This is a genomic window from Frigoribacterium sp. CFBP 13707 (assembly GCF_014842245.1).
GTDB lineage: Bacteria > Actinomycetota > Actinomycetes > Actinomycetales > Microbacteriaceae > Frigoribacterium > Frigoribacterium endophyticum.
In genome coordinates, this window is sequence record NZ_JACYVL010000003.1 from 34,526 (window position 1) to 55,204 (window position 20,679).

Annotated in this window: 17 protein-coding genes; 10 read left to right on the forward strand and 7 right to left on the reverse strand. The window is 74.2% G+C overall.

Annotated features, from left to right (window positions below; translation table 11 throughout):
- Positions 1-47 precede the first annotated feature (47 nt).
- The 10 genes from IFT45_RS07200 to IFT45_RS07245 all read left to right on the forward strand — a co-directional run bounded on the left by IFT45_RS07200 (position 48) and on the right by IFT45_RS07245 (position 10,245).
- Positions 48-1,655 carry an ABC transporter substrate-binding protein gene (locus IFT45_RS07200; RefSeq protein WP_192127466.1) on the forward strand — a complete coding sequence of 536 codons (1,608 nt, stop codon included), beginning with the start codon at positions 48-50 and terminating at the stop codon, positions 1,653-1,655.
- On the forward strand, positions 1,652-2,743 hold the full coding sequence (locus IFT45_RS07205) for an ABC transporter permease (RefSeq protein ID WP_192127468.1): 1,092 nt from the start codon (positions 1,652-1,654) through the stop codon (positions 2,741-2,743). Before IFT45_RS07200 ends, IFT45_RS07205 begins: the two co-directional genes overlap by 4 nt.
- The gene (locus IFT45_RS07210) at positions 2,740-3,726 is read left to right on the forward strand and encodes an ABC transporter permease (protein WP_192127470.1); all 987 of its coding nucleotides are present in this window, start codon (positions 2,740-2,742) and stop codon (positions 3,724-3,726) included. The genes IFT45_RS07205 and IFT45_RS07210 overlap by 4 nt, the downstream gene beginning before the upstream one ends.
- A complete protein-coding gene (locus tag IFT45_RS17780; RefSeq protein ID WP_192127472.1) occupies positions 3,723-5,573 on the forward strand; it encodes a dipeptide ABC transporter ATP-binding protein in 1,851 nt (616 codons plus the stop codon). The genes IFT45_RS07210 and IFT45_RS17780 overlap by 4 nt, the downstream gene beginning before the upstream one ends.
- A 122-nt stretch (positions 5,574-5,695) precedes the next feature.
- Positions 5,696-7,699 (forward strand): CocE/NonD family hydrolase, encoded by a 2,004-nt coding sequence (locus IFT45_RS07220; RefSeq protein ID WP_371810899.1) that lies wholly within the window; start codon positions 5,696-5,698, stop codon positions 7,697-7,699.
- Complete coding sequence (locus IFT45_RS07225) at positions 7,696-8,340, forward strand: TetR/AcrR family transcriptional regulator (RefSeq protein WP_371810900.1); 645 nt, start codon at positions 7,696-7,698, stop codon at positions 8,338-8,340. The genes IFT45_RS07220 and IFT45_RS07225 overlap by 4 nt, the downstream gene beginning before the upstream one ends.
- A 198-nt stretch (positions 8,341-8,538) precedes the next feature.
- Positions 8,539-8,955 (forward strand): G5 domain-containing protein, encoded by a 417-nt coding sequence (locus IFT45_RS07230; RefSeq protein ID WP_192127474.1) that lies wholly within the window; start codon positions 8,539-8,541, stop codon positions 8,953-8,955.
- 112 nt (positions 8,956-9,067) lie between these two features.
- A complete protein-coding gene (locus IFT45_RS07235) occupies positions 9,068-9,544 on the forward strand; it encodes a hypothetical protein (RefSeq protein WP_192127476.1) in 477 nt (158 codons plus the stop codon).
- Between the two features lie 10 nt (positions 9,545-9,554).
- Positions 9,555-9,791 (forward strand): hypothetical protein, encoded by a 237-nt coding sequence (locus tag IFT45_RS07240; protein WP_192127479.1) that lies wholly within the window; start codon positions 9,555-9,557, stop codon positions 9,789-9,791.
- A gap of 91 nt (positions 9,792-9,882) precedes the next feature.
- Entirely contained in the window at positions 9,883-10,245 is a 363-nt protein-coding gene (locus IFT45_RS07245; RefSeq protein ID WP_192127481.1) for an SdpI family protein, read from the forward strand.
- A 41-nt stretch (positions 10,246-10,286) separates the two neighbouring features.
- Here the strand turns inward: IFT45_RS07245 and IFT45_RS07250 are convergent, their stop codons facing one another.
- The 7 genes from IFT45_RS07250 to IFT45_RS07280 form a co-directional block, all read right to left on the reverse strand.
- Entirely contained in the window at positions 10,287-10,532 is a 246-nt protein-coding gene (locus IFT45_RS07250) for a hypothetical protein (RefSeq protein WP_192127482.1), read from the reverse strand.
- A gap of 417 nt (positions 10,533-10,949) precedes the next feature.
- Positions 10,950-14,543 carry an SbcC/MukB-like Walker B domain-containing protein gene (locus tag IFT45_RS07255; RefSeq protein ID WP_192127484.1) on the reverse strand — a complete coding sequence of 1,198 codons (3,594 nt, stop codon included), beginning with the start codon at positions 14,541-14,543 and terminating at the stop codon, positions 10,950-10,952.
- Complete coding sequence (locus IFT45_RS07260; RefSeq protein ID WP_192127485.1) at positions 14,540-15,457, reverse strand: DUF4194 domain-containing protein; 918 nt, start codon at positions 15,455-15,457, stop codon at positions 14,540-14,542. Before IFT45_RS07260 ends, IFT45_RS07255 begins: the two co-directional genes overlap by 4 nt.
- Positions 15,454-17,133, reverse strand: a complete 1,680-nt coding sequence (locus IFT45_RS07265) for a DUF3375 family protein (RefSeq protein ID WP_192127486.1) — start codon at positions 17,131-17,133, stop codon at positions 15,454-15,456. Before IFT45_RS07265 ends, IFT45_RS07260 begins: the two co-directional genes overlap by 4 nt.
- Before the next feature lie 343 nt (positions 17,134-17,476).
- On the reverse strand, positions 17,477-18,385 hold the full coding sequence (locus IFT45_RS07270; RefSeq protein WP_192127487.1) for a hypothetical protein: 909 nt from the start codon (positions 18,383-18,385) through the stop codon (positions 17,477-17,479).
- A 59-nt stretch (positions 18,386-18,444) separates the two neighbouring features.
- Positions 18,445-19,617 carry a zinc-binding dehydrogenase gene (locus IFT45_RS07275; RefSeq protein WP_197982290.1) on the reverse strand — a complete coding sequence of 391 codons (1,173 nt, stop codon included), beginning with the start codon at positions 19,615-19,617 and terminating at the stop codon, positions 18,445-18,447.
- Positions 19,618-19,620: 3 nt separating this feature from the next.
- Positions 19,621-20,667, reverse strand: a complete 1,047-nt coding sequence (locus tag IFT45_RS07280) for an ABC transporter permease (RefSeq protein WP_192127488.1) — start codon at positions 20,665-20,667, stop codon at positions 19,621-19,623.
- Between the last annotated feature and the right edge of the window lie 12 nt (positions 20,668-20,679).

Sequence of the window (20,679 nt, forward strand, 5' to 3'; positions counted from 1 at the left end):
ACCTTCCCCTATCGTTCACCCGAACGATAAACGGAAGGCCATCCCGAATGACACCGATCGTCCCCGAACACCGACCCGAGAGCAGAGACGCCCGCGGCCCCAGCCGGCGCTCCGTCATCGCCGGCGCCGCCGGCCTCGCCGGGCTCGGCCTGCTCACCCTCGCCGGGTGCACCCCGGCCCGCAGCACCCCGACCATCCCCGAGGCCGCCGCCACGGGCATCGCGAAGAGCGGCGGACGCCTCCGCATCGCCCGCCCCGCCGCGAGCGCCGCCGAGACCCTCGACTCCGCCAGCTCCCTCTCGGCCTACGAGTACCTCGGCGCCCTCTACAACCGCCTCGTCAAGCTCGACGAGAAGGGCGTCACCGTGCCCGACCTCGCCGAGGAGTGGTCCGCCACCCCCGACGGCGTCACCTGGACCTTCCGCCTCCGCCGCGGCGTCACCTTCCACGACGGCCGCCGCTTCACCGCCGCCGACGCCATCTACTCGATCGAGCACATCCTCGACCCCGCGACCGCCTCGCCCCAGGGCGAGGTGCTCGCCGCCATGATCGGCCCGGGCAGCATGAGCGCCCCCGACCCGCTGACCCTGCGCTTCGAGCTGCTGACCGCCAACGCCGAGTTCCCCTCGCTGCTCACCGCGTACCAGTGCTACGTCATCCCCGAGGGCAGCGCCGGCGAGATCGGCACCACCGGCATCGGCACCGGGCCCTTCACGCTCAGCAGCTTCGAGCCCGCCGGCACCGGCAGCGTCGAGGCCTTCGACGACCACTTCGCCGGGCGCCCCGTGCTCGACGGCATCGACTTCTACTCGATCCAGGACACCACCGCCCGCGTCAACGCCCTCCTCGCCGGCCAGATCGACCTCATCTCGCAGACCAACCTCGACTTCGCCACCGCCCAGGTCGTCAGCGCCTCCAGCACCGCCACCGTCGCCCGCTCCGCGAACGCGCAGTGGTACACGATCCCGATGCTCCACACCTCCGCCGAGTTCAGCGACCCCCTCGTGCGCCAGGCCATGAAGCTCGCCTACGACCCCCAGGCCATCGTCGACACGGCCCTGCAGGGGACCGGCAGCCCCGGCTGGGACAACCCCGTGCCTCCCACCCAGGCCGCCTGGCTCGACGAGCAGCGCGCCTACGACCCCGACAAGGCCAGGGCGCTGCTCAAGCAAGCAGGCCGCGAGGGGCTCCGCACCGAGATCTACACGTCCAGCTACGAGTCGGTCTTCACCCCGATGGCCGTCGCCTACCGCGACCAGGTCAAGCAGGCGGGCATCGACCTCGTCGTGCGCAACGCCTCCTCCGACTCGTACTACACGCAGATCTGGATGCAGAAGCCCCTCATGGTCAGCTACTGGTTCACCGGACGCCCCATCGACCAGCTGCTCAACCAGATCTTCCGCACCGGCTCGTCGTACAACGAGAGCGCCTGGTCGAACCCCACCTTCGACGGGCTGCTCGACTCCGCCCGCGCCGAGATGAACGACGACCGTCGCCGCATGCTCTACCAGGACGCCCAGCGCGTCATCGTCGACGACTCCGCCGACATGACCCCCATGTTCGGCGACCGCCTCGTCGGCCTCGGCCGCGACGTCGTCAACTACCGAGAGTTCGGCTTCGAGTTCGACTACCTGCAGATCGGACTCCGCGCATGAGCACCTCCGACACCCGCACCGACACGACCGGCACCGGCACGACCGGCACCGGCGCCACGCCCGCTGAGAGCCGAGGACGCGCCCCCGCCTCCCGCACGCCCTCCCGACCCAGCGGGGCCGGCCTCGCCACCCTCGCCCTCGTCGCCCGCCGGGTCGGCACCGCCCTGCTCACCGTGCTGCTCGCCTCCTTCCTGGTCTTCTTCGCGGTGCAGGCGCTGCCCGGCGACGTCGCGCAGCAGCTGCTCGGCCAGGACGCCACCCCCGACGCGGTCGCCGCCCTCCGCGAGACGCTCGGCCTCGACCAGAACGTCTGGGCCCGCTACGGCCAGTGGCTGCTCGGCGCGAGCCACGGCGACTTCGGCGTCTCGCTCGTCAGCGGCGCCCCCGTCGGCCCTGACCTGCTCATCGCCTTCCGCAACAGCATGCTCATCGCCGTGCCGGCGATGCTCGTCGGCGTCACGCTGTCGCTCACCCTCGGCGTCATCGCCGGCGTGCGCCGCGGACGCCCGAGCGACCACGCCATCTCGCTGATCAGCCTGATCGTCATGAGCGTGCCCGAGTTCATGGTCGCGACGATCCTCGTGCTGCTCTTCGCCGTCGCGATCCCGGTCTTCCCTGCCGTCGTGCTGCGCGGCGACAGCGCCACGATCGCCGAGCTGCTGCCGGCCGTCTGGCTGCCCGTCATCGTGCTCACGCTCGCCATGGCCGCCTACATCGTCCGCACCGCCCGCTCGTCGACCATCGACGTGATGGCCTCCGAGTTCGTCACCACCGCCGAGCTCAAGGGCCTCACCACCCGCCAGGTCGTCTGGCGCCACGCCGTGCCGAGCGCCATGCTGCCGACCCTCAACGTCGTCGCGCTCAACGTCGCCTGGCTGCTCGGGGGAGTGGTCGTCGTCGAGAACGTCTTCAACTACCCCGGCATGGGCAAGCTCATGCTCGAGTCCGTCTTCACCCGCGACCTGCCCACCATCCAGGCCATCGCCGTCGTCAGCGCCCTCGTCTACGTCGTCTGCAACCTCGCGGCCGACCTGATCGCCCTCGCGCTCGACCCGAGGCTCCGCACCCGACGGAAGGCCCGCTCATGAGCCCGCGCACCAGCCCCGGCCCCGGCAGTAGCACCGGCACCGGCAGCAGCACCGGCACCGGCACCGAGGAGGCGCGGGCCGCGTCGTCCGCACAGCCCGCCGCCCCGCGCACGGTCGGCACGCGACTGCGCAGCACCGCGACCGGCCTCACCGGCAGCCTCCGCGCCTCCTCGGCCCTCAGCCTGGGGCTCGGCCTCATCGCGCTGCACGTCGTGCTCGCGGTGCTCGCGCCCTGGGTCGCCGGCCACGACCCCGTCGCCACCGACTCGACCGCCGCCCTCACCGGCACGAGCTGGTCGCACTGGCTCGGCACCGACCAGTACGGGCGCGACATCCTGTCGCGCACGCTGAACGGCGGTCGCTACGCCCTGCTCGTCACCGTCCTCGCCACGACCATCGCGGTCGGCATCGGCACGGTGCTCGGCTGCGTGACGGCCTACGCCGACAACTGGTTCGACGAGGTCGTCATGCGCGTCGTCGACGCGCTGCTCAGCGTGCCGTCGATCCTCGCGCTGCTCGTCGTCGTGACCGTGTTCGACTCGGGGCTCTGGGTGATCGTGCTCGCCGTCACCGTCGTCTACGCCCCGGCGGTGACCCGCGTCGTGCGCGGCGCCGCCCGCACGGTCATCACGCAGGACTACGTCACCGCCGCCCGCGCCCGCGGCGAGAAGCCGCTGAGCATCGTGTTCCGCGAGATCCTGCCCAACGTCACCGACGTCGTGCTCGTCGAGTACGCGATGCGCGCCTCATGGATCGTGCTGCTCATCTCGACGCTGTCGTTCCTCGGCTTCGGCGCGAACCCGCCGACGCCGGACTGGGGGCTCATGGTGCAGGAGAACCGCACCGCCCTCACCGTCGTGCCCCTCGGCACGCTCGCCCCCGTGGTGGCGCTCGCCACCCTCGTCATCGGCCTGAACCTCAGCGCCGACGGCCTCAGCAAGTCGCTCGGCATCGACCGGGCCCAGAAGGGAGCCGTCTCGTGACCACCGCACCCGAGACCGTCGGAGGCGCGGGCCGGGTCGCCGGCACCGCCTCCCTTGGTGCCCCCGTCGTCCGCGTCGACGACCTCTCGATCTCGTACGCCGCCGGACGCCGCGAGGTGCCCGTCGTGCGCAGCGTCAGCTTCACCGTCGAGCCGGGCCGCGCGCTCGGCCTCGTCGGCGAGAGCGGCAGCGGCAAGTCGACCGTCGCCCGCACGCTGCTCGCCCACCTGCGGCGCGGCTCGCGCATCGTCGGCGGCAGCGTCACCGTCGACGGGCAGGACGTGTTCGCGCTCGACGACGCGGCGACGCGCGCGCTGCGCGGCGGCACCGCGGCTCTCGTCGCCCAGAACGCCGGCCAGGCGCTCACCCCCTCGATGCGCGTCGGCCAGCAGCTGCGCGAGGCGCTCGAGAGCCACGGCCTGCCCGGCGGCCACGACCGCGTGCTCGAGCTCGTGCGCCACGTGCGCCTGCCCGACCCCGAGACCATCGTGCGCCGCTACCCGCACCAGCTCTCGGGAGGGCAGCAGCAGCGCATCGCCATCGCCATGGCCGTCGCCGCCCGGCCGCGCCTGCTCGTGCTCGACGAACCGACCACCGCGCTCGACGTGGTGACGCAGTCGGCGGTGCTCGCGCTGATCCGCGACCTCGCCGTCGAGCTCGGCATGGCCATCGTGCTCGTCAGCCACGACATGGGCGTGGTGTCGACGATGGCCGACGAGATCGCCGTGATGCGCGACGGCGAGATCGTCGAGCACCGGCCGACCGCCGAGCTGTTCGCCGACCCGCGGCACCCGTACACGCGGGAGCTGCTCGCGAGCATCCCGCGCGCGTCCGGAGCCGCCGGTGCGGGTGCCGCCGGCGCCGAACCACCGACTGATCAAAGAACCACGTCAAAGCGTGGTTCGTTGATCAGTCGGTGGTTGGGGAGGCACGCGGAGGATCCGAGGGGAGGCGGGTCGCACCTCGCGCCGGCGGCACCGCCGGTCGTCGCCGCGCGCGACCTCGTCGTGCGGTACGGGCGCTCGCTGCCCGCGGCCGTCGACGGCGTCTCGTTCGACATCGGCCGGCGCGAGACCCTCGCCGTCGTGGGGGAGTCGGGCAGCGGCAAGTCGACGCTCGCCACCGCCCTCGCCGGGCTGATCCCCGCCGAGTCGGGCAGCTTCGCCTTCCACGGCTCGGACGGGGTCGAGAGCGACCTCACGCAGCCCGTCGCCCGGCGCACCCTCGCCCTGCGACGCTCGGTGCAGCTCGTCTTCCAGAACGCCGACACCTCGCTCAACCCGCGGCGCACGGTGGGCGCGGCGATCGCCCGCCCGCTGAAGCTGTTCACCGGCAGCGCCACGAGCGAGCGGGTCGCCGAGCTGCTCGTCGAGGTCGGCCTCACGCCCGACTTCGCGGCGCGGCTGCCCGCCCAGCTCTCGGGCGGGCAGCGTCAGCGCGTCGGCATCGCCCGGGCGCTCGCCGCGGGGCCCGACCTGATCATCGCCGACGAGATCACGACCGCGCTCGACGTGCGGGTGCAGGCCGGGGTGCTCGACCTGCTGACGACGCTCCGCGACGAGAAGGGGCTGAGCTGCCTCTTCATCAGCCACGACCTCGCCGTCGTGCGCGGCGTCGCCGACCGCGTCGCCGTGATGACCGGTGGCCGCATCGTCGAGATCGGCTCGACCGAGGACGTCTTCCGCGGCCCGAACCACCCCTACACGCGCACGCTGCTCGAGGCGACGCTCGACCCGGGCACCACCGAGCTGCCTTCCGTCGGCGACGCCCGGCCGCGCTGGCGCGACGCCGGCGGGTGGGACGACCACGGCGACGGCCACCGCGTCGCGCGCTGGGAGTCGCTGTGAGCGGGTCGGGCCTGCCGGGGACGGCGGCCGGCGAGGAGGCGGGGGTCGGCACGGGACCGGACGGGCGCCTCCCAGAGGACCCCCGCCTCCCACAGGACCCGCGCCCCTCGCACGACGTCGCCGTGCGTGACGAGTGGGTGCCGCTGCCGGACGGGACCCGGCTGCACGCGCGCATCTGGGCGCCGGTCGTCGAGCACCCGGTGCCGGTGCTGCTCGAGTACCTGCCGTACCGGCTCGACGACTGGACGGCTCCGCGCGACAGCGAGCGGCATCCCTGGTACGCGGCGCGGGGGTACGCGTCGGTGCGGGTCGACATCCGCGGCACGGGGTCGTCGGACGGCCTGTTCGACGACGAGTACTCGGTGCAGGAGCTCGACGACGGCATCGCCCTGATCGAGTGGCTCGCCGCGCAGCCCTGGTCGACGGGCGCGGTCGGCGCGTTCGGCATCTCGTGGGGCGGGTTCAACGCCCTGCAGCTCGCGGGGCGGGCCCCCACCGCGCTCAAGGCGATCGTGACGGTGTGCTCGACCGACGACCGCTACGACAACGACGTGCACTACATCGGCGGCGCCGTGCTCGGCATCGACATGGCGTCGTGGGGCGGCACGATGTTCGCGTTCAACTCGCGACCTCCCCGGCCGGAGGTCGTCGGCCCGGACTGGATCGCCCGCTGGCGTGAACGGCTCGAGCACAACGTGCCGATGACCCCGACCTGGCTGGCGCACCAGGAGCGCGACGACTACTGGCGGCACGGCAGCGTCTGCGAGGACTACGCGTCGATCACGGCCGCGGTGCTCGCCGTCGGCGGCTGGGCCGACCCGTACCGGGACGCGGTGCTGCGGCTGGTGTCGAACCTCGACGCGCCGGTGAAGGGGATCATCGGGCCGTGGTCGCACCAGTACCCGGACCGCGGGCTGGCTCCGGGGCCGGGCATCGGGTTCTTGGAGGAGACGCTGCGCTGGTGGGACCGCTGGCTGCTCGCCGAGCCCAACGGCGTCGAGGACGAGCCGGCGCTGCGGGCCTGGATCAACGACTCGGAGCCGCCCGCGACGTACTACGCGTCGCGGACCGGGCGGTGGGTCGCCGCGGAGGCGTGGCCGTCGGTGGCGACGGAGGCGCGGGCGGTGCCGCTGGGGTCGTTCGCGGCGCCGTCCGCCGGGTCCGCCGACGGCACCGTGGTCGTGCGCTCGCCGCAGAGCACCGGCATGGACGCCGGCCGCTTCTTCCCGTTCGGTAACTCGACGGACCTGCCGCCCGACCAACGAGCGGAGGACGGGCGGTCGGTGTGCTTCGACCTGCCGGTCGGGTCGGGCGCGGCGCCGCTGGACGTGCTCGGGAACGTCGTCGTGGACCTCGCCGTGACGAGCGACGTGCCGCACGCGCACGTGGTCGTCCGGCTCTGTGACGTGGCTCCCGACGGCAGCTCGACGTTGGTCACCCGCGGTGTGCTCAACCTCGACGCGCGCCACGGGCGCGACCGGGCCGTGCCGATGGAGGCGGGGGTCGAGCAGGTGGTGAGCGTCGCCCTGGTCTCGACCGGGCACTCCTTCCCGGCCGGCCACCGCCTCCGGATCGCCCTGTCGTCGACCTACTGGCCGTGGGTCTGGCCGCGCGCCGAGGAGGCGACGCTCGTCGTCGACCCGGCGCAGAGCACCGTGACGCTGCCGGTGTGGACGCGGGCCGGCGACGACGGCGTGCGGTTCGCGCCGCCGTCGCACGCGGAGCCGCTCGCCGTGCGGAGGCTGCCCGCCGCGTCATCGCTGCCGCAGCGGAGCGTGACGCACGACGTCGAGACGGGGGAGTGGACGCTCGACGTCGACCCCGGCTACGGCGGCGGGCGCGAGTACCCCGACGGCCTCGTCTTCACCGAGGACAGCCGCGAGACGTACCGCATCGTCGACGGCGACCCCCTGTCGGCCACCGCCGAGTCGCAGTGGCGGATCGGTCTCGAGAAGCCGGAGTGGAAGGCGTGGCTCGAGACGTCGTCGCGGCTGACCGCGACGGCGACGGAGTTCGTCCTCGAGAACGACGTGCGGGCGTGGGCCCGCGACGGCGGGCCGGACGCGGAGGTCGTGCTCGTGGCCGAGCGGTGGTTCGAGGACCGCGTGCCGAGGACGTCGGCGTGAGCGGGGCGGGTGCAGGTTCTGCCTCGGTGACCGGGGCGGCGACGCGGCGGAAGCCGGCCGAGCGGCGGGCGCTGATCGTCGAGGCGGCGCGCGCGGTGATCGTGCGCGAGGGCCTCGGGGCGACCCGGCTGCGCGACATCGCGGCGGAGGCGGGCGTCTCGGTGGGCACGGTGACGTACCACTTCGAGAGCGTCGCGGAGATCCTCAACGAGGTGGTCGTGCTCGAGACGGCTCGTTTCTACGCCGCGGTGATCGAGGCGGTCGACGCCGAGCCCGATGCGGTCCACGGGGTGCGGATGCTCGTCGAGCCGCTCTTCCAGGACACCGACGCGACCGACGAGCACTGGCGGCTCTGGTCGGACTACTGGACGGCCGTGGCGCGGAAGCCCGCCGTCGCGGCCGAGTACGTCGACCGCATCCGGGTGTGGGAGGCGTGCCTCACACGGACGCTCCGGCGCGGTGCCGAGGCGGGCACGTTCGCCGTCGACGACGCGTCCGAGCTGGCGCTGAAGCTCGCCGCCTACAGCGACGGCGTGGCGACGCAGCTCGCGCAGAAGGCGCCGGGGCTGACGCCGAGGCGGGCACTGGAGTGGATGTGGGTGTTCCTGGAGCAGGAGACGGGGGCGCGGTTCCGGCGCTGAGTGCCGTCTGGTCGTGAGCCCGAACCGCAGTGCGGCCGAGGGCTCGAGCGCGGCTGCCCCGGACTGGGGCCAGCCCCGCGGCCTCCCGACCCGAACGGGGTGTGCCGCCCGCCGCGCATACCGGCCAGCATCGAGAGGACGGCTACCCGACAGTCGTCAGATACTCGGAGAACGACAGTGATGCAGTGGTGGAACGACATGACGACCAAGAGCCGTGTGCTGCGCAGCGCCGGCGTGCTGGCGGCGTGCATCGTGATCGGCGGCGGGGTCAGCGCGACCGCGGAGACGATGGGAGCGCAGACCAGCGCTGAGGCCGAGACGGCCCCCACGACACCGGAGGCGACCTCCACGGCCGCGCCCACCGCGCCTCCCGGGGCCGTCATCAGCACGACCCGCGTCGACGTCACCGAGCCCGTCGCGTTCACCACCACGACCTACACCGACCCGGAGCTCGACTCGGGCACCTCCGTCGTCACCCACGAAGGCCACATGGGCAGCGTCGTCCGCAGCTACGACGTCGTCACCGCCGATGGGGTCGAGCTGCGCCGCGTGCTCCGCAGCGAGCTGACCGTCGTCGCGCCCGTCGCCCAGGAGGTCAGCGTCGGCGGACGCTGAGCACCGGTCTCGCCGCGGCGCCCACGACAGGACGCCCCGTGGTCGAGACTGTGAGCATGGACGTCGAATGGGGCCGCGGTCGTCGCGGTCACGATCTGACGTCGGGGGTGACATGAGCACGAGACTGAGACCGCTGCGGATGCGCCACGTCGTGTGGGGCGGGGTGCTCGGGGGCGCAGCATCCGGCGTCGTCGTGTCGCTGCTCGTCGCCGACGATCCGCTCGGCGGTGACGCGCTCATGCTCAGCTACTTCTCGTTCTGGTTCCTCGTGGCGGGCACCCTCGTCGGGGTCGTCGCCGCACTCGCCTCGTGGGGAGCAGGTTGTCTCGTGACGATCGGCCGGCCGGAGTCGCGGGGCCGGGCGGTCGTGACGGTCGCGGTCGCCAGCGTGCTCGGAGGCGCCTCCAGCGGTTGGTTGGGCTGGTCCCAGCAGCTGGCGTCTCCTCTGGGTGCGGCGGTCGCGTGCACGGTCGTCGGGATCGTCGGAGGAGCAGCCGCCGCGTGCTGGGCGGTGTGGATGTCACAGGGGAAGCCCGCGACGACACCGCAGACCAGCACGACAGGCGACGGCGCCGCTCCCGCCGCCTAGGCTCAGCGTCATGCAGCTGCAGCGCGTGGTGACCGGGGTGGGCGCAGGCGTGCTCGTCGTCGCCGTCGTGCTCGTCGTGCTGGTGGTCGTCTTCGGCGGGTCGTCGTGCGGCGGGGGCTCGACGGATTCTGTCAGCGACGGCGAAGCCGGGCCCGTCGTCGCCACGGCCGCCCCGGTCAACGGCCCGACCTACTGGACCGAGGAGCGCATCGCGTCCGCCGCGGCCGCCCCGGTGCCGACCTGCTGACTCCCGTCTCTCGGTAGCCGTCGGCCCACCGGCCCGCCGATCGATCGCACGGGGGAGGCGCCGCCGAGGCGCCCGGTCCTAGCCTGGAGCGATGCTGGTCGCCGTCGTCATCCTCGTCCTCAGCAACGTCCTCGTCGTGGCGGTCGTCACCGCCGCGGCCCGCGGGCGCCTCGCCCCGAACGCCCTGGCCGGGCTGCGCATCCCCTCCGTCATGGAGTCCACGGCTACCTGGCAGGCCGGGCACCGCGCCGCCCTGCCGGCGGTCGTCGTCGGGTGCGCCGTCGCGACGGTCGCCTCGGTGCTCCCGCTCGTCACGGGGTGGACCGACGGGGAGGCCGCGGCGAGCATCCTCGCCGGGTGCGGAGCGCTGCTCGCCGGGACGGCCGTGGGCGGAGTCGCCGCGCACCGGGCGGCGGGGCGCGTCGAGCGGGACGCCGAGGTCGCCGGGCGGTGAGGTGACGGGCGGCCCCGCCTGCCAGCCCGGCTGCGCGTGGGTCAGCCCGCGCAGGAGTCCCAGCGGGCCCGCCAGACGTCGGGCTCGTCGTGGGGGTCGACGGGCTCCAGCGCCAGGACACGGTCGCTGAAGGTGAACTCGCCACGGTCGATCTCCGCGAGGTCCGGGGCGTCGAGCGGCAGGCCGCAGGAGTACGGGTTCCAGTAGTCGGGGTGTGCGTAGAACACGGAGTAGTCCAGGTCCTCGTTCCAGTTCAGGGCCCACTCGCCGTACAGGTGCGGCCTCACGCGCCGCCGCCTCCACCAGGGGCCCTCCACGTCCCAGGTCCACGCCCTCGAGACGGACAACCAGCCACGCACGACTCCGGGCTCGCCCGGCAGCGACATCCGGTACAGGGTGGGCGCCACCAGCGCCGGGTCGGACGGCGGCGGTTCCGGCGGCGGGGAGAAGAGCACGGGCCGAGCCTAGGGTCTGCGGAAAGCGAGAGAGATCCGGGTGCCGACCCGCGACTCCTTCAGGCTCACCGGTGCGTCAGGCGCCGATCCCTCTCAGATTCGGAAGGGACGGGACGCTTGTTCACCCGGCGGGGACAGATCCCTCTCAAATTCGGAGGGGGAGAGGGGGAGAGGGGGAGGCGCGGGGCGAGTGGGCGCGATCTGCTGCTCCCGAGGGGCGGGAGGAGCAGGTCGCGACCACTCGGCGGGCTAGGCCAGGGCGGCGGGGTCGAGGCCGTGGCGCTCGACCTCCATCGCCTCGCGGATCTTGAGGGGGTAGATGCGCGACAGCTCGGGGTTCATCGGGTCGCTCGAGATGTACGCCACGCTCTCGACGTGCTGCTCGAAGGCGTTCACCTTGTCTCGCGGGGCGCCGACCACCAACTGGAAGCCCAGCGACCGCAGCGCCGAGAGCGCCCGGCCGGTGTACTCCGTGTCGGCCTTCACGAAGCCCTCGTCGAGCACGATCGGTGCGTAGGTCGGCACCCGGTCGGTGCCGTCGCCGAGCCGGAAGCGCAGCGCGGCACCGAGCACGAACGCGATCAGCTCCTGGCCCTCGCCTCCTGACTTGCCCGCGACTCCCTCGTGCACGATCTGCGTGCCGTCACGCCTCGTCTCGATCGCCCGGAACTGGTAGTGCTCGCGCGCGTCGAGCACCCGACGACGCCACGCCTCGCCTGACTTCGAGCGCTCCTCGAGGCTGGCCAGGTCGCGACGCAGGCGCAGGAAGCGGCGCTCGATCTCGCCGGGGTCACGGGGATCGACGGCCGAGGCCGCTGAGCCGCCGGCGCCCGCAGCAGAACCGCCGCCCCCGCCGCCCGTGTGCTCGCGCAGCGTCCGCTTGAACTCGGCCAGGTCGCTGTTCGACACCGGCCGCGGCTCGATGTCGAGCGTCGACCCCTGCCGGAACTCGATCGCGGCCAGCGCCTGCGAGATGGGCCGGACGCCGCGACGGATGACGTGCCCGTCCTCTTCGATCTGCACCAGCAGCGCCCGCAGGCTGTCGCCCACGCTGGCCCCGGCCTTCGCCAGCCAGCGCTGCTTCGCGTTCGGGAGGTCGTCGTCGACGAGCGTGCGATGGATCGCCAGCACTGCTGGCAGGCTCTCGATCGACGCGTCGAAGCCGGCGTTCGGGTCGAGCTCGAGGTAGCGCGTGAAGACGAGCTCGAGCGTGAGCTCGTGCTGCGTCCGCTCGCGGTCGTGCGCATCGACCTGCGCCCGCAGCTGCGCCGCCGCCTCACGGCGCGTGCGCTCGACGTCGGCCACCTCGCGCGGCGCCGCGAACGGCAGCGGCGCGAGCAGCACGCGCTCGTCGTCGGTCAGGGGGTCGGCGCCCGAGGCGTCGCTGAACGCGTCCTCGATGTCGACCAGGGTCGCGTGCGTCGCCTCGAGCTGGTCGAGCACCTGCTGAACCTCGGCCCCGCGACGCACGGCCTCGAGCCGCGCCTCGTCCTGCGCCGCGGCCTCGGCCTGCAGCGCCGTCACCTCGGGGCGCTCGACCGCGACCCGCTCGAGCTGCGCCTGCAGGTCGGCGAGACGGGCCCGCGCCGGCGCGGGGTCGACGTCCGACCACTCCACGGCGGCGGCGCGCGCCACGGTCTCGACGACCGTGCGGCGGGCGGTGGCGACCGTCTCGGCGGCGTCCCACTCCGCGCGCGCCGCGTCGAGCGACTCCGTCAGCACGGTGATCTCGGCCGTCAGCTCGGCGACCCGGCCGGTGTTGTCGAGGCCGATCCAGGAGCGGACCCGCCGGTCGTCCTTCGTCACCCGACGACGTGAGCCAGTGCGGAGGCCCGAGCGCGTCACGGCGCCCTTCGCCCCGACGGGCAGCGGGTCGTCGAGCGCCGACGCGTCGTCGACGCAGAGCACGCTGCGGTCGTCGACGACCTCGTCGCGCAGCCAGCCCACGAACGGGCTCGCCTCGTCGAACACGAGCATCGACGGCACGGTGCGCGCGACGGGCGTGCGCGTCGGCGTCAGGCCCGGCGTCGCGGGCACGAGGGTGACGCGGCCGCGCATGTCCTCCCGGTCGACGAAGCGGCGCACGGCGTCGAAGTCGTCGGGGTCGACGAGGAGGTGCGTGGCCAGGTCGCCGAGCACCCTCTCGATCGCGGTCGTCCAGTCGCGGTGCTCCGTGGCGACCTCGAACAGCTCGCCCGCGTAGGGCAGCCGGGCGACCGGCACGCCCGTGCCGTCGGCGATGCGCCGACGTCGCTCGACCGCGTCGTCGGGCACGTTGCTGCGGCGCCGCTCGAACGACTCCTTCTCGCGCTGGCGCTCGCCGACCGACCGCCGCGTCTCGGCGATCCGGGCCGCGAGGTCGCCGCGCAGTTCGTCGTGCTCGCGGCGGGCCGCCGCCTCTTCAGCCGCGAGCTCCGTCGCCCGCGTGCGCAGCGACTCCAGCTCGTCCGCGGTCGTGGGCACCGGCTCGCCGACGCCCTCGAGCGGGGCTGCGAAGCGGCGGTGCTCCTTCTCGACGCGACCGAGCGCCTCCCCGGCCCAGCGCACCTGCTCACGGAGCGAGTGCGAGGGGTCGCCGCCGAGGTCGGCGATCTGCGCCAGGGCCTGCTCGCGGGCACGGAGGGCGGCCTCCGCGGCCTCGGCGGCGCGCCTCCTCGTCTCGACGTGGCCGCGCTTCTCGGTCTGCACCCGGTCGACCTCGCCGCCGACCCAGCTGCCGACCGCCTCGGCCAGCCAGACGTCGAGCCGGCGCGGTTCGTCGTCGCCGCCGGCCAGCAGACGGCGCTTGGCGGTCGCGTCGTCGCCCGCGGTGCGCCAGCGCTCGGCGAGGCCCGGCACCGGCTCGAGCACGTCCAGCTTCCGCCGCGTCGTCTCGAACACGTCGTAGAGCTGCGACGCCTCGCGGTAGGTCGCCAGCGTCGTCTCCCACCGCGAGAGCGCCTTCGGCTGCGTCAGCACGAACTGCTTGAACAGCTCGTCGATCGAGAAGACGCCCTTCGACGCCTGCGCCCGCCGCAGCAGCGTCAGCGCCTTCAGCTGCGACTCGTCGCTGCCGCCGATGCCGAGCCGCGCGCAGAGCTGCACGCGGAGCTCGGGCTGCGAGTAGGTGACGAGGTCGTGCGCCGGGTCGACGAGGCGGGTGAGCGAGCTCTTCGTCAGCGGCGACGTGCTCGTCTCGTCGCGGCGGACGTCGGTCAGCCGGCTGAGGTCGAAGCGCCCGCGCACGAGCAGGTAGACGCTCGCCTGCGTGACGTCGTCCTGGCTGGCGGTGTCGGGGCCGATCCAGGCGAGGCGCACGGCGGTGAGGGTCTCGCCGAGCTCGGTGCTCCAGGTGATCGCGGCGCCGCTCGCGAACGACTCGCCCAGCGGGCGGAGGAACCGCGTCGTCGTGCGGTCGGAGTCGGCGTCGCGCACCTCGTCGGTCTTGCCCCGTGCGTAGCTGTAGACGGTGCGCTCGGAGCGCTGGCGCGAGTCGTCGCGGGCGGCCCGGTTGAACTCCTGCGGGTTCGGCATGATGACCGCGGCCATCGCGTCGAGCACCGTCGACTTGCCCCGCCCGGTCGGGCCGAGGATGGCGATGCCGCCCCGCCCCACGGGCATGCGGTGCAGGCCCGCGTAGCTGCCCCAGTTGAGCAGCTGCACGAGCTCGATGCGGTACTGGCCCGAGTGGAACATGCCGAGGTCGGGGGCGTCGGCGGGCTCGACGTCGACGTCGAGCGCGGGGGTGACGGGGGGCGCGGGCGTGGTGGCGGCCGTCACGTCGGCGGGGACGGCAGGGGCGGTGCCGGCCTCGACGGGCGTGCGGGAGGCGCGGGGCGCGTCGGCGGGGGAGGCGGGGGTCATGCCTGGTCTGCTTCCGGGTCGAGGGGGAGGTCGAGCGGCAGGTCGAGGGCCGTGTCGGAGGCGCGGGGCGCGTCGTCGGGGGCGGGGGCGCCGTCCGCGTCGGCGCGGGGCCCGGCGGCGTCTCCGGAGCCCGGTGCGTCGCCGTCGTCGGGCTCGGCCTCGGGGTCGAGGTCGGTCATCTCGTCGGGCTCGTCCAGCTCGCCCGGAGCGGCGGCGCTCGCCGCGGGCGCGCCGGCCTCCGGCTCGGCGCCCGCGGCCTCGAGGTACACGCGCTCGAAGTGCCGCAGCTGCTCGGGGCGGACGAGCGGCACGATCGCGGGGGCGACGACGAAGAGCGACGGGTCGTCGGGCTCGGGCTCGAGCAGGTCACGGGCGACCATCGCGGCGATCGCGGCGTCGACACGGCGCAGGGCGCGGACCTCGTCGTGGGCGGTGTCGTCGTGGAACCGGCCGAGGAACTCGGCGACCTGGTCGCGCGAGACCACGACCGCGTCGTCGTCGCCGTCGGCGTAGGCGTGTTCGCGGCGCAGGAAGATCAGCAGGAACGACGCGTCACGCGACAGCGGCTTCTCGCGCCGCAGCAGCACGGGGGCGTCGTCGCCGCCGACCTGGCGCTTGAAGGCGACCTCGTAGCCGCGGTCGACCTCGAGCTCGAGGAACATCTCGGCCAGGCGGGCACGGATCTCGGGCTCGTGCGCCAGGAGGCCGGCCCACGCCTCCTTCTGCGTCGCGCGGCTGATGAAGCGGTGCGTCATCAGCGTGACCAGGGCCTTGCGGCCGGCGAGGGGGAGCTCGTCGGAGACGGGGCGGGCGGGGGCGTCATCGGAGTCGGGCGTCGCGTCGGTCGTCGCGTCGGCCGCCTCGCCGGGCGTCGCGTCGGCCGGGCGGAGGTCGTCGGTCGGTGCGGCGGTCATGCGGGGTCTCCCTGGAGGGTGCGGGCGGTGTCGTCGGGGGCGGGGGCGGGGGCGGGGGCGTCGGCGCCGGGCGGGGGTGCGTCCCGGGTGAAGACCAACCGGGGCAGCGTGACCTCGCGGGGGGCGCCTCCCCGGGGTGCTCCGGCCCCGGTGCCGGACGGGTCGTCGGGCGTCAGCACGACCGACTCGGTCTCGTCGGTGACGACGCCGCGCTCGACGGCGAGGTCGAGCATGCTCAGCACCAGCGCGAGACGGCGGAACTCGGGCTCGGTGGCGCGGTAGACGTCGGCGCTCGTGACCTCGTCACGGCCGTCGCCCTCGTCGAGCAGGCGGTCGATCGTCGCGGCGACCGCCGCCGGGCTGGTGCCCGCGGTGAGGCGGAGCGCGGCGCGGTCGGCGGCGGGCAGGGCGGCGTCGCCCTCGGCCACGCGCACCTCGACGGTGGGGCGGCCGCGCTCGCTCCAGAGCTGCACCTGGCTGACGTCGACGACGTCGACGGGGCCGAGGCCGAGCACGTCCTCGGGCAGCACGGCGGCGCCGGGGCGACGCTCGGCCCAGGCGGCGCCGGCGTGGAGGGCGCGCTCGGCGAGGGTCAGCAGACGCTGGTGCTTCTCGGCGCCCGACCGGCTGAGGAACCGGCGGAGCGACGACGTCCAGCGCCCGTAGGTCTCCTGCACGGACTGCTCCTCGGCGAGCAGCGACGAGATCAGCTGCTCGAGCTGCTCGCGCTGCCGCTCGGTGAGGTGCTCGGCGGCGCCGGGCTGCGAGAGCACCTTGTCGATGTCGGCGCGCATCACGTCGATCTCGCGCGACGAGAGCATCTGGGCGAAGCCGCGGTAGGCGCGGCCCTCGGGGGTCTGCTCGAGCAGGTCGTTCTCGCGGAGGTACTGCTCGACGAGCGCGCCCTTGCCGACGTGCTCGTGGGTCGCGCGGCGGGCGACCTCGCGGTGGCGCTGCTCGACCATGGCGCTGAGCTGGCGGAAGTCCTCGGGCAGCGACGCGGTCAGCCGCACGACCTCGCGCACCTGGCGCGACACGACGTCGGCGGTCGCGGGGACGGGGCCGTGCCGCTCGACCTCGTCGCGGCGGCGCTGCAGCTCGGCGATCTGCTCGTCGATCCGGGCGACCTGCGACGCGGGGTCGGGGTCGGCGAGGCCGGCGAGCTGGCGGACGGCGTGCGCGATGCTGCCGAAGCGGGCCTCGGAGACGGCGTTGTCGGCCTCGGCCAGCTCGCGGACGATGCGCAGCGCCTTGAGGGCGTGCGGCGAGAGGCGGTAGCGGGCCCGGGCGGCCTGGCCGTCCTCCTCGCCGGAGGCGCGGGTGCGGATCAGCCATCGGCTGTCGACCCAGCCGCGGCAGTAGTCCGCCGGGGTCTTGGCCTCGGGGAGGTCGGCGGTCTCTGCGGGGCCGGCGGGCGCCTCCCCGGGGGTGGTGTCGGTGGCGCTCGCCGTCTCGCCGGCCGCGGCCTCCGCGGCGTTCTCGGCCAGCGCCTCCGCGACGGCCTGGTGGAACCAGTCGGCCGAGACGGGGCCCTCGGCGCGCTCGAGGTGGCGGGAGAAGAGGGGGAGGATCCAGCGGCTGTTCGAGCTGCGCAGCAGCGCCCAGGTGGGGTCGGTGCCGAACACCTCGCGCACGCCGTCGCGGCTGAGGGCGTCGTGCCCCGACGGTTCTTCCACTGCCCAGCCTCCCTGATCGTCGACGGACGACGATACCGCGGGGGCGGTGGGGCGCCGGACGCGGGCGGCCCGGTCGGTGCCGTCACGGGGCCTGAGTGCTCCTCGTGAGGTGCGGCGGGTCGGTGTCCTCATGGGCGGGTCGGCGCCGACCCGCCCAGAGGGACGTGGACCCGCCCCACTGCTCGGCGTCGCTGACGCTGACCCGCCCGGAGGGGCGCTGACCCGCCCGGGGGGACGCTGACCCGCCCGCACGGATCGTCGGGGCGGGCGCACGTGCTCGCCGCGTCGGGCCCCGAGCGGAGCACCTCGGCGACGTCGTCGCACCTCGGCCCGGATCGGCCGGCTACGCCGGCCCGACCCGCCACTCGATCTCGAGCGTCGACGCGTCGCCCGGCTGCAGGGTCTCGAGCGGCCCGAGCACCTCCAGCTCGACGAGGTGCGCCGACGGGTGGAGCCCCTCCAACGACGCGATCGGCTCGGCCGTCGGGCGCTGCAGCCAGACCTCGACCTTCGCGCCGCCGTCGGGCCACGTGCCCGTCGTCGCGGGCGTCGTCGACAGCGCGAGCACGGGGCCGCCCTCGTCGTGCAGGGCGACCGACCCCGAGGCTCCGGGGTAGCCCCGCTTGGCGACGCCGGTGCCGAGGGGCAGCACGACGTCGTGGCCGCGTCGTCCGCTGGGCAGCTCGCCCTCGTAGGTGCCGAGGTCGAGCTCGTCGGCGACCCGGTCGTGGGGCACGACCACCGACGACCCGGCGGACGGGGAGACGGCGCCGGCGGCCGTGTCGGCCTGGCAGACCTCCCAGATCGCCCATCGCCGGGTCGTCGACGACACGTTCTCGAAGGTGACGTGCTGGTCGAGGCGGGTCGACCCGTCACGCACCGTGAACCGACGCGTCACCCGCAGGCCCGAGCGCGGGTCGTCGGGGCTGGTGAGCGTGACCACGGCGACGGACTCGTCGACCGTCCACGACGCCGACCAGGTGCCCGAGTCGAGCACGGGGTCGGGCGGCCCGGCCCACTCGTCGGGGCCTGACCAGCCCTGGGGGGCGGGCCAGGTCTTCGACCCGCCGACGTTCGCCCAGGTCGACATGCCGCCGTCGCCGGCCGGCCAGGTCGAGAGCGGCACGACCGGCCGCAGCGCGCCGTCGAGCAGGGCGGGGTCGCGCCAGAGCAGCTCCCGGCCGCCGTGCACGAGCGAGAGGAGGCGCCCCCCACGGGTCGGCGCGAAGGTCAGCTCCAGCTCGTCGGTCACGACCCTGATCAGCGGGAGGCCGTCGTGCTCGCCAGCCCCGACCGACTCGACCCGCACCGTCACGAGGCCGGGTGCCCGATCGTCGTGGCCCGGGCGGCGGGCTCCTCGCGCACCGGGGCTCCGGTCGGCACGAGGACGACCTTGCCGGTCGCGCCGGCCGCGGCGATCCGGTAGGCCTCGTCGGCGTCGGTGAGCGGCAGGGTGTGCGAGACGACGATCTGGGGGCTGAGGCCGCCCTCGGCGATCATGCGCGCGACGTCCTCCATGCCCTGCAGCGACGTCACCCACGACGCGGTGATCGTGAGCTGCTTGTGCAGGAGGGTGTCCGAGACCTCGGTCTCGAGCCGGCCGCCCTCGCCGAGCAGCCCCACCCGGCCCCACTCCGCCGCGGCCTCGACCGCGGTGAGGCGACCCGGCGTGCTGCCCGAGCAGTCGACCGTGACCTGGCAGCCCACGCCGTCGGTGAGCGCGAGCACGTTCTCGACGGCGTCGCCGTCGGCCAGCACGACGTCGTCGACGAGTCCGGTCGCACGGACGAACTCGATGCGCTCGGCCGACCGCTCGACCCCGATGACGCGGCGGGCGCCGAGCATCCGCCCGAGCATGGCGGCGGCGAGGCCGACCGGGCCCAGGCCGACGACGAGCAGGTCTTCTCCGCCGTGGACGCCCGTGCGGCGGAGGCCCTCGTAGGCCGTGCCGAAGCCGCAGGCGATCAGCGCGCCGTCGACGTACGAGAGTCCGTCGGGCAGGGGCACGCAGGTCGACTCGTCGACCAGCACGTACTCCGCGTGGCCGCCGTCGCGCTGCCAGCCGTACGACGCCTTGTGCGGCTGGTCGGTGCAGCTGATGAAGTAGCCCGCGCGGCAGTTGCGGCACCGGCCGCAGCCCTGGATGTGGTAGACGATGACGTCGTCGCCGACGCCGAAACGGGTGACCCCGGGCCCCGCCGACACGATGCGCCCGCACGGCTCGTGGCCCGCGACGACGCCCTTGTAGGCGGGCGCGCCGTCGAGGCCCTTGTGCGTCTTGTAGCCGTTGTAGATGAAGCCGATGTCGCTGCCGCAGATGCCGCTAGCGCCGACCTGCACGAGCACCTGCCCGGGGCCGGGCGTCGGCACGTCGTGCGTCCGCAGCTCGGCGGTGCCGTCGCCGGGCAGGAACACGCCCTGCATGGTGCCGGTGGGCGAGGAGGCGCGGGTCGCGGCCTCGGGGGAGGGGACGGTGGTGGTCATGGCCTAGCTCTCTTCGATCGACCCGCGCTTGCGGGAGAGGGTGACGTTGAGCAGGACGGCGAGCACGATGATCACACCGCGCACGACGCTCTGGAGGAAGGAGTCGACGCCGAGCAGCACGAGCCCGTTGCCGATCAGCGTGATGAAGATCACGCCGAGGAAGGTGCCGACGAGGCTGCCGCGCCCGCCCGACATCGCGGTGCCGCCGATCACGACCGCGGCGATGACGTCGAACTCGAGGCCGTTGGCCGCACCGGCGTTGCCCGAGCCGAGGCGGGCGGCGAGCAGCACGCCGCTCAGGGCGCCGAGCATGCCCATGATCGCGAAGAGCAGCACCCTCACCCGGGCCACCTTGATGCCTGCGAGCCGGGCCGCCGCGGCGTTGCCGCCGATGGCGAAGACCGAGCGGCCGAAGGCCGTCTTGCGGGCGACGAAGGCGAAGACCAGGAAGGCGACGATCATGATGACGGCCGGGGTCGGCACGCCGAGCACGGTGCCGGTGAGGAAGGGCATGACCGGCTCGTCGAGGGGCAGCGGCACGGGCAGCGCGTCGGTGCTGAACTGGCCGAGGCCGCGCAGCACGCTCCAGAGCCCGAGCGTCGCGATGAACGACGGCACCAGGAAGCGGGCCCGCAGCACGCCGGCGAGCGCGCCCCAGCCCGCCCCGACCACGAGCGTGATCAGGATGGCGAGCAGCGCGGGCAGCCCCCACTGGGTCATCGCCACGGCGACGATGACCGACGACAGGGCGACGGCCGGGCCGGTGCTCACGTCGATCTCGCCAGCGATGATGACGAGGGTCATGCCCGTCGCGGCGATGCCGATCAGCGCGGCGTCGCGGAGCAGCCCGCTCTGGTTGGCGACGGTGAAGAAGCCCACCGCGTTGAACATCAGGTAGAGGTACAGCACGACGATCGCGACCAGCAGGCCGACGATGTTGACGAGGGTGGTGTTGCGACGGAACGCGTCGCGGACGCGGCCGACGGCGCCGCCGCGGTGGCGGTCGCCGGGCGTGGCCGAGGTGGTGGTGGAGTCGAGCGTGGAGGTCATCGGGTCGTCCTT

What these genes read in the sequence shown, in the direction of transcription:
- IFT45_RS07255 (WP_192127484.1), bottom strand. Translation starts at nt 14,543, where the DNA reads ATGACCCCCGCCTCCCCCGCCGACGCGCCCCGCGCCTCCCGCACGCCC.
- IFT45_RS07245 (WP_192127481.1), top strand. Translation starts at nt 9,883, where the DNA reads ATGCTGGTCGCCGTCGTCATCCTCGTCCTCAGCAACGTCCTCGTCGTG.
- IFT45_RS07200 (WP_192127466.1), top strand. Translation starts at nt 48, where the DNA reads ATGACACCGATCGTCCCCGAACACCGACCCGAGAGCAGAGACGCCCGC.
- IFT45_RS07280 (WP_192127488.1), bottom strand. Translation starts at nt 20,667, where the DNA reads ATGACCTCCACGCTCGACTCCACCACCACCTCGGCCACGCCCGGCGAC.
- IFT45_RS07235 (WP_192127476.1), top strand. Translation starts at nt 9,068, where the DNA reads ATGAGCACGAGACTGAGACCGCTGCGGATGCGCCACGTCGTGTGGGGC.
- IFT45_RS07205 (WP_192127468.1), top strand. Translation starts at nt 1,652, where the DNA reads ATGAGCACCTCCGACACCCGCACCGACACGACCGGCACCGGCACGACC.
- IFT45_RS07240 (WP_192127479.1), top strand. Translation starts at nt 9,555, where the DNA reads ATGCAGCTGCAGCGCGTGGTGACCGGGGTGGGCGCAGGCGTGCTCGTC.
- IFT45_RS07260 (WP_192127485.1), bottom strand. Translation starts at nt 15,457, where the DNA reads ATGACCGCCGCACCGACCGACGACCTCCGCCCGGCCGACGCGACGCCC.
- IFT45_RS07230 (WP_192127474.1), top strand. Translation starts at nt 8,539, where the DNA reads ATGACGACCAAGAGCCGTGTGCTGCGCAGCGCCGGCGTGCTGGCGGCG.
- IFT45_RS07275 (WP_197982290.1), bottom strand. Translation starts at nt 19,617, where the DNA reads ATGACCACCACCGTCCCCTCCCCCGAGGCCGCGACCCGCGCCTCCTCG.
- IFT45_RS07210 (WP_192127470.1), top strand. Translation starts at nt 2,740, where the DNA reads ATGAGCCCGCGCACCAGCCCCGGCCCCGGCAGTAGCACCGGCACCGGC.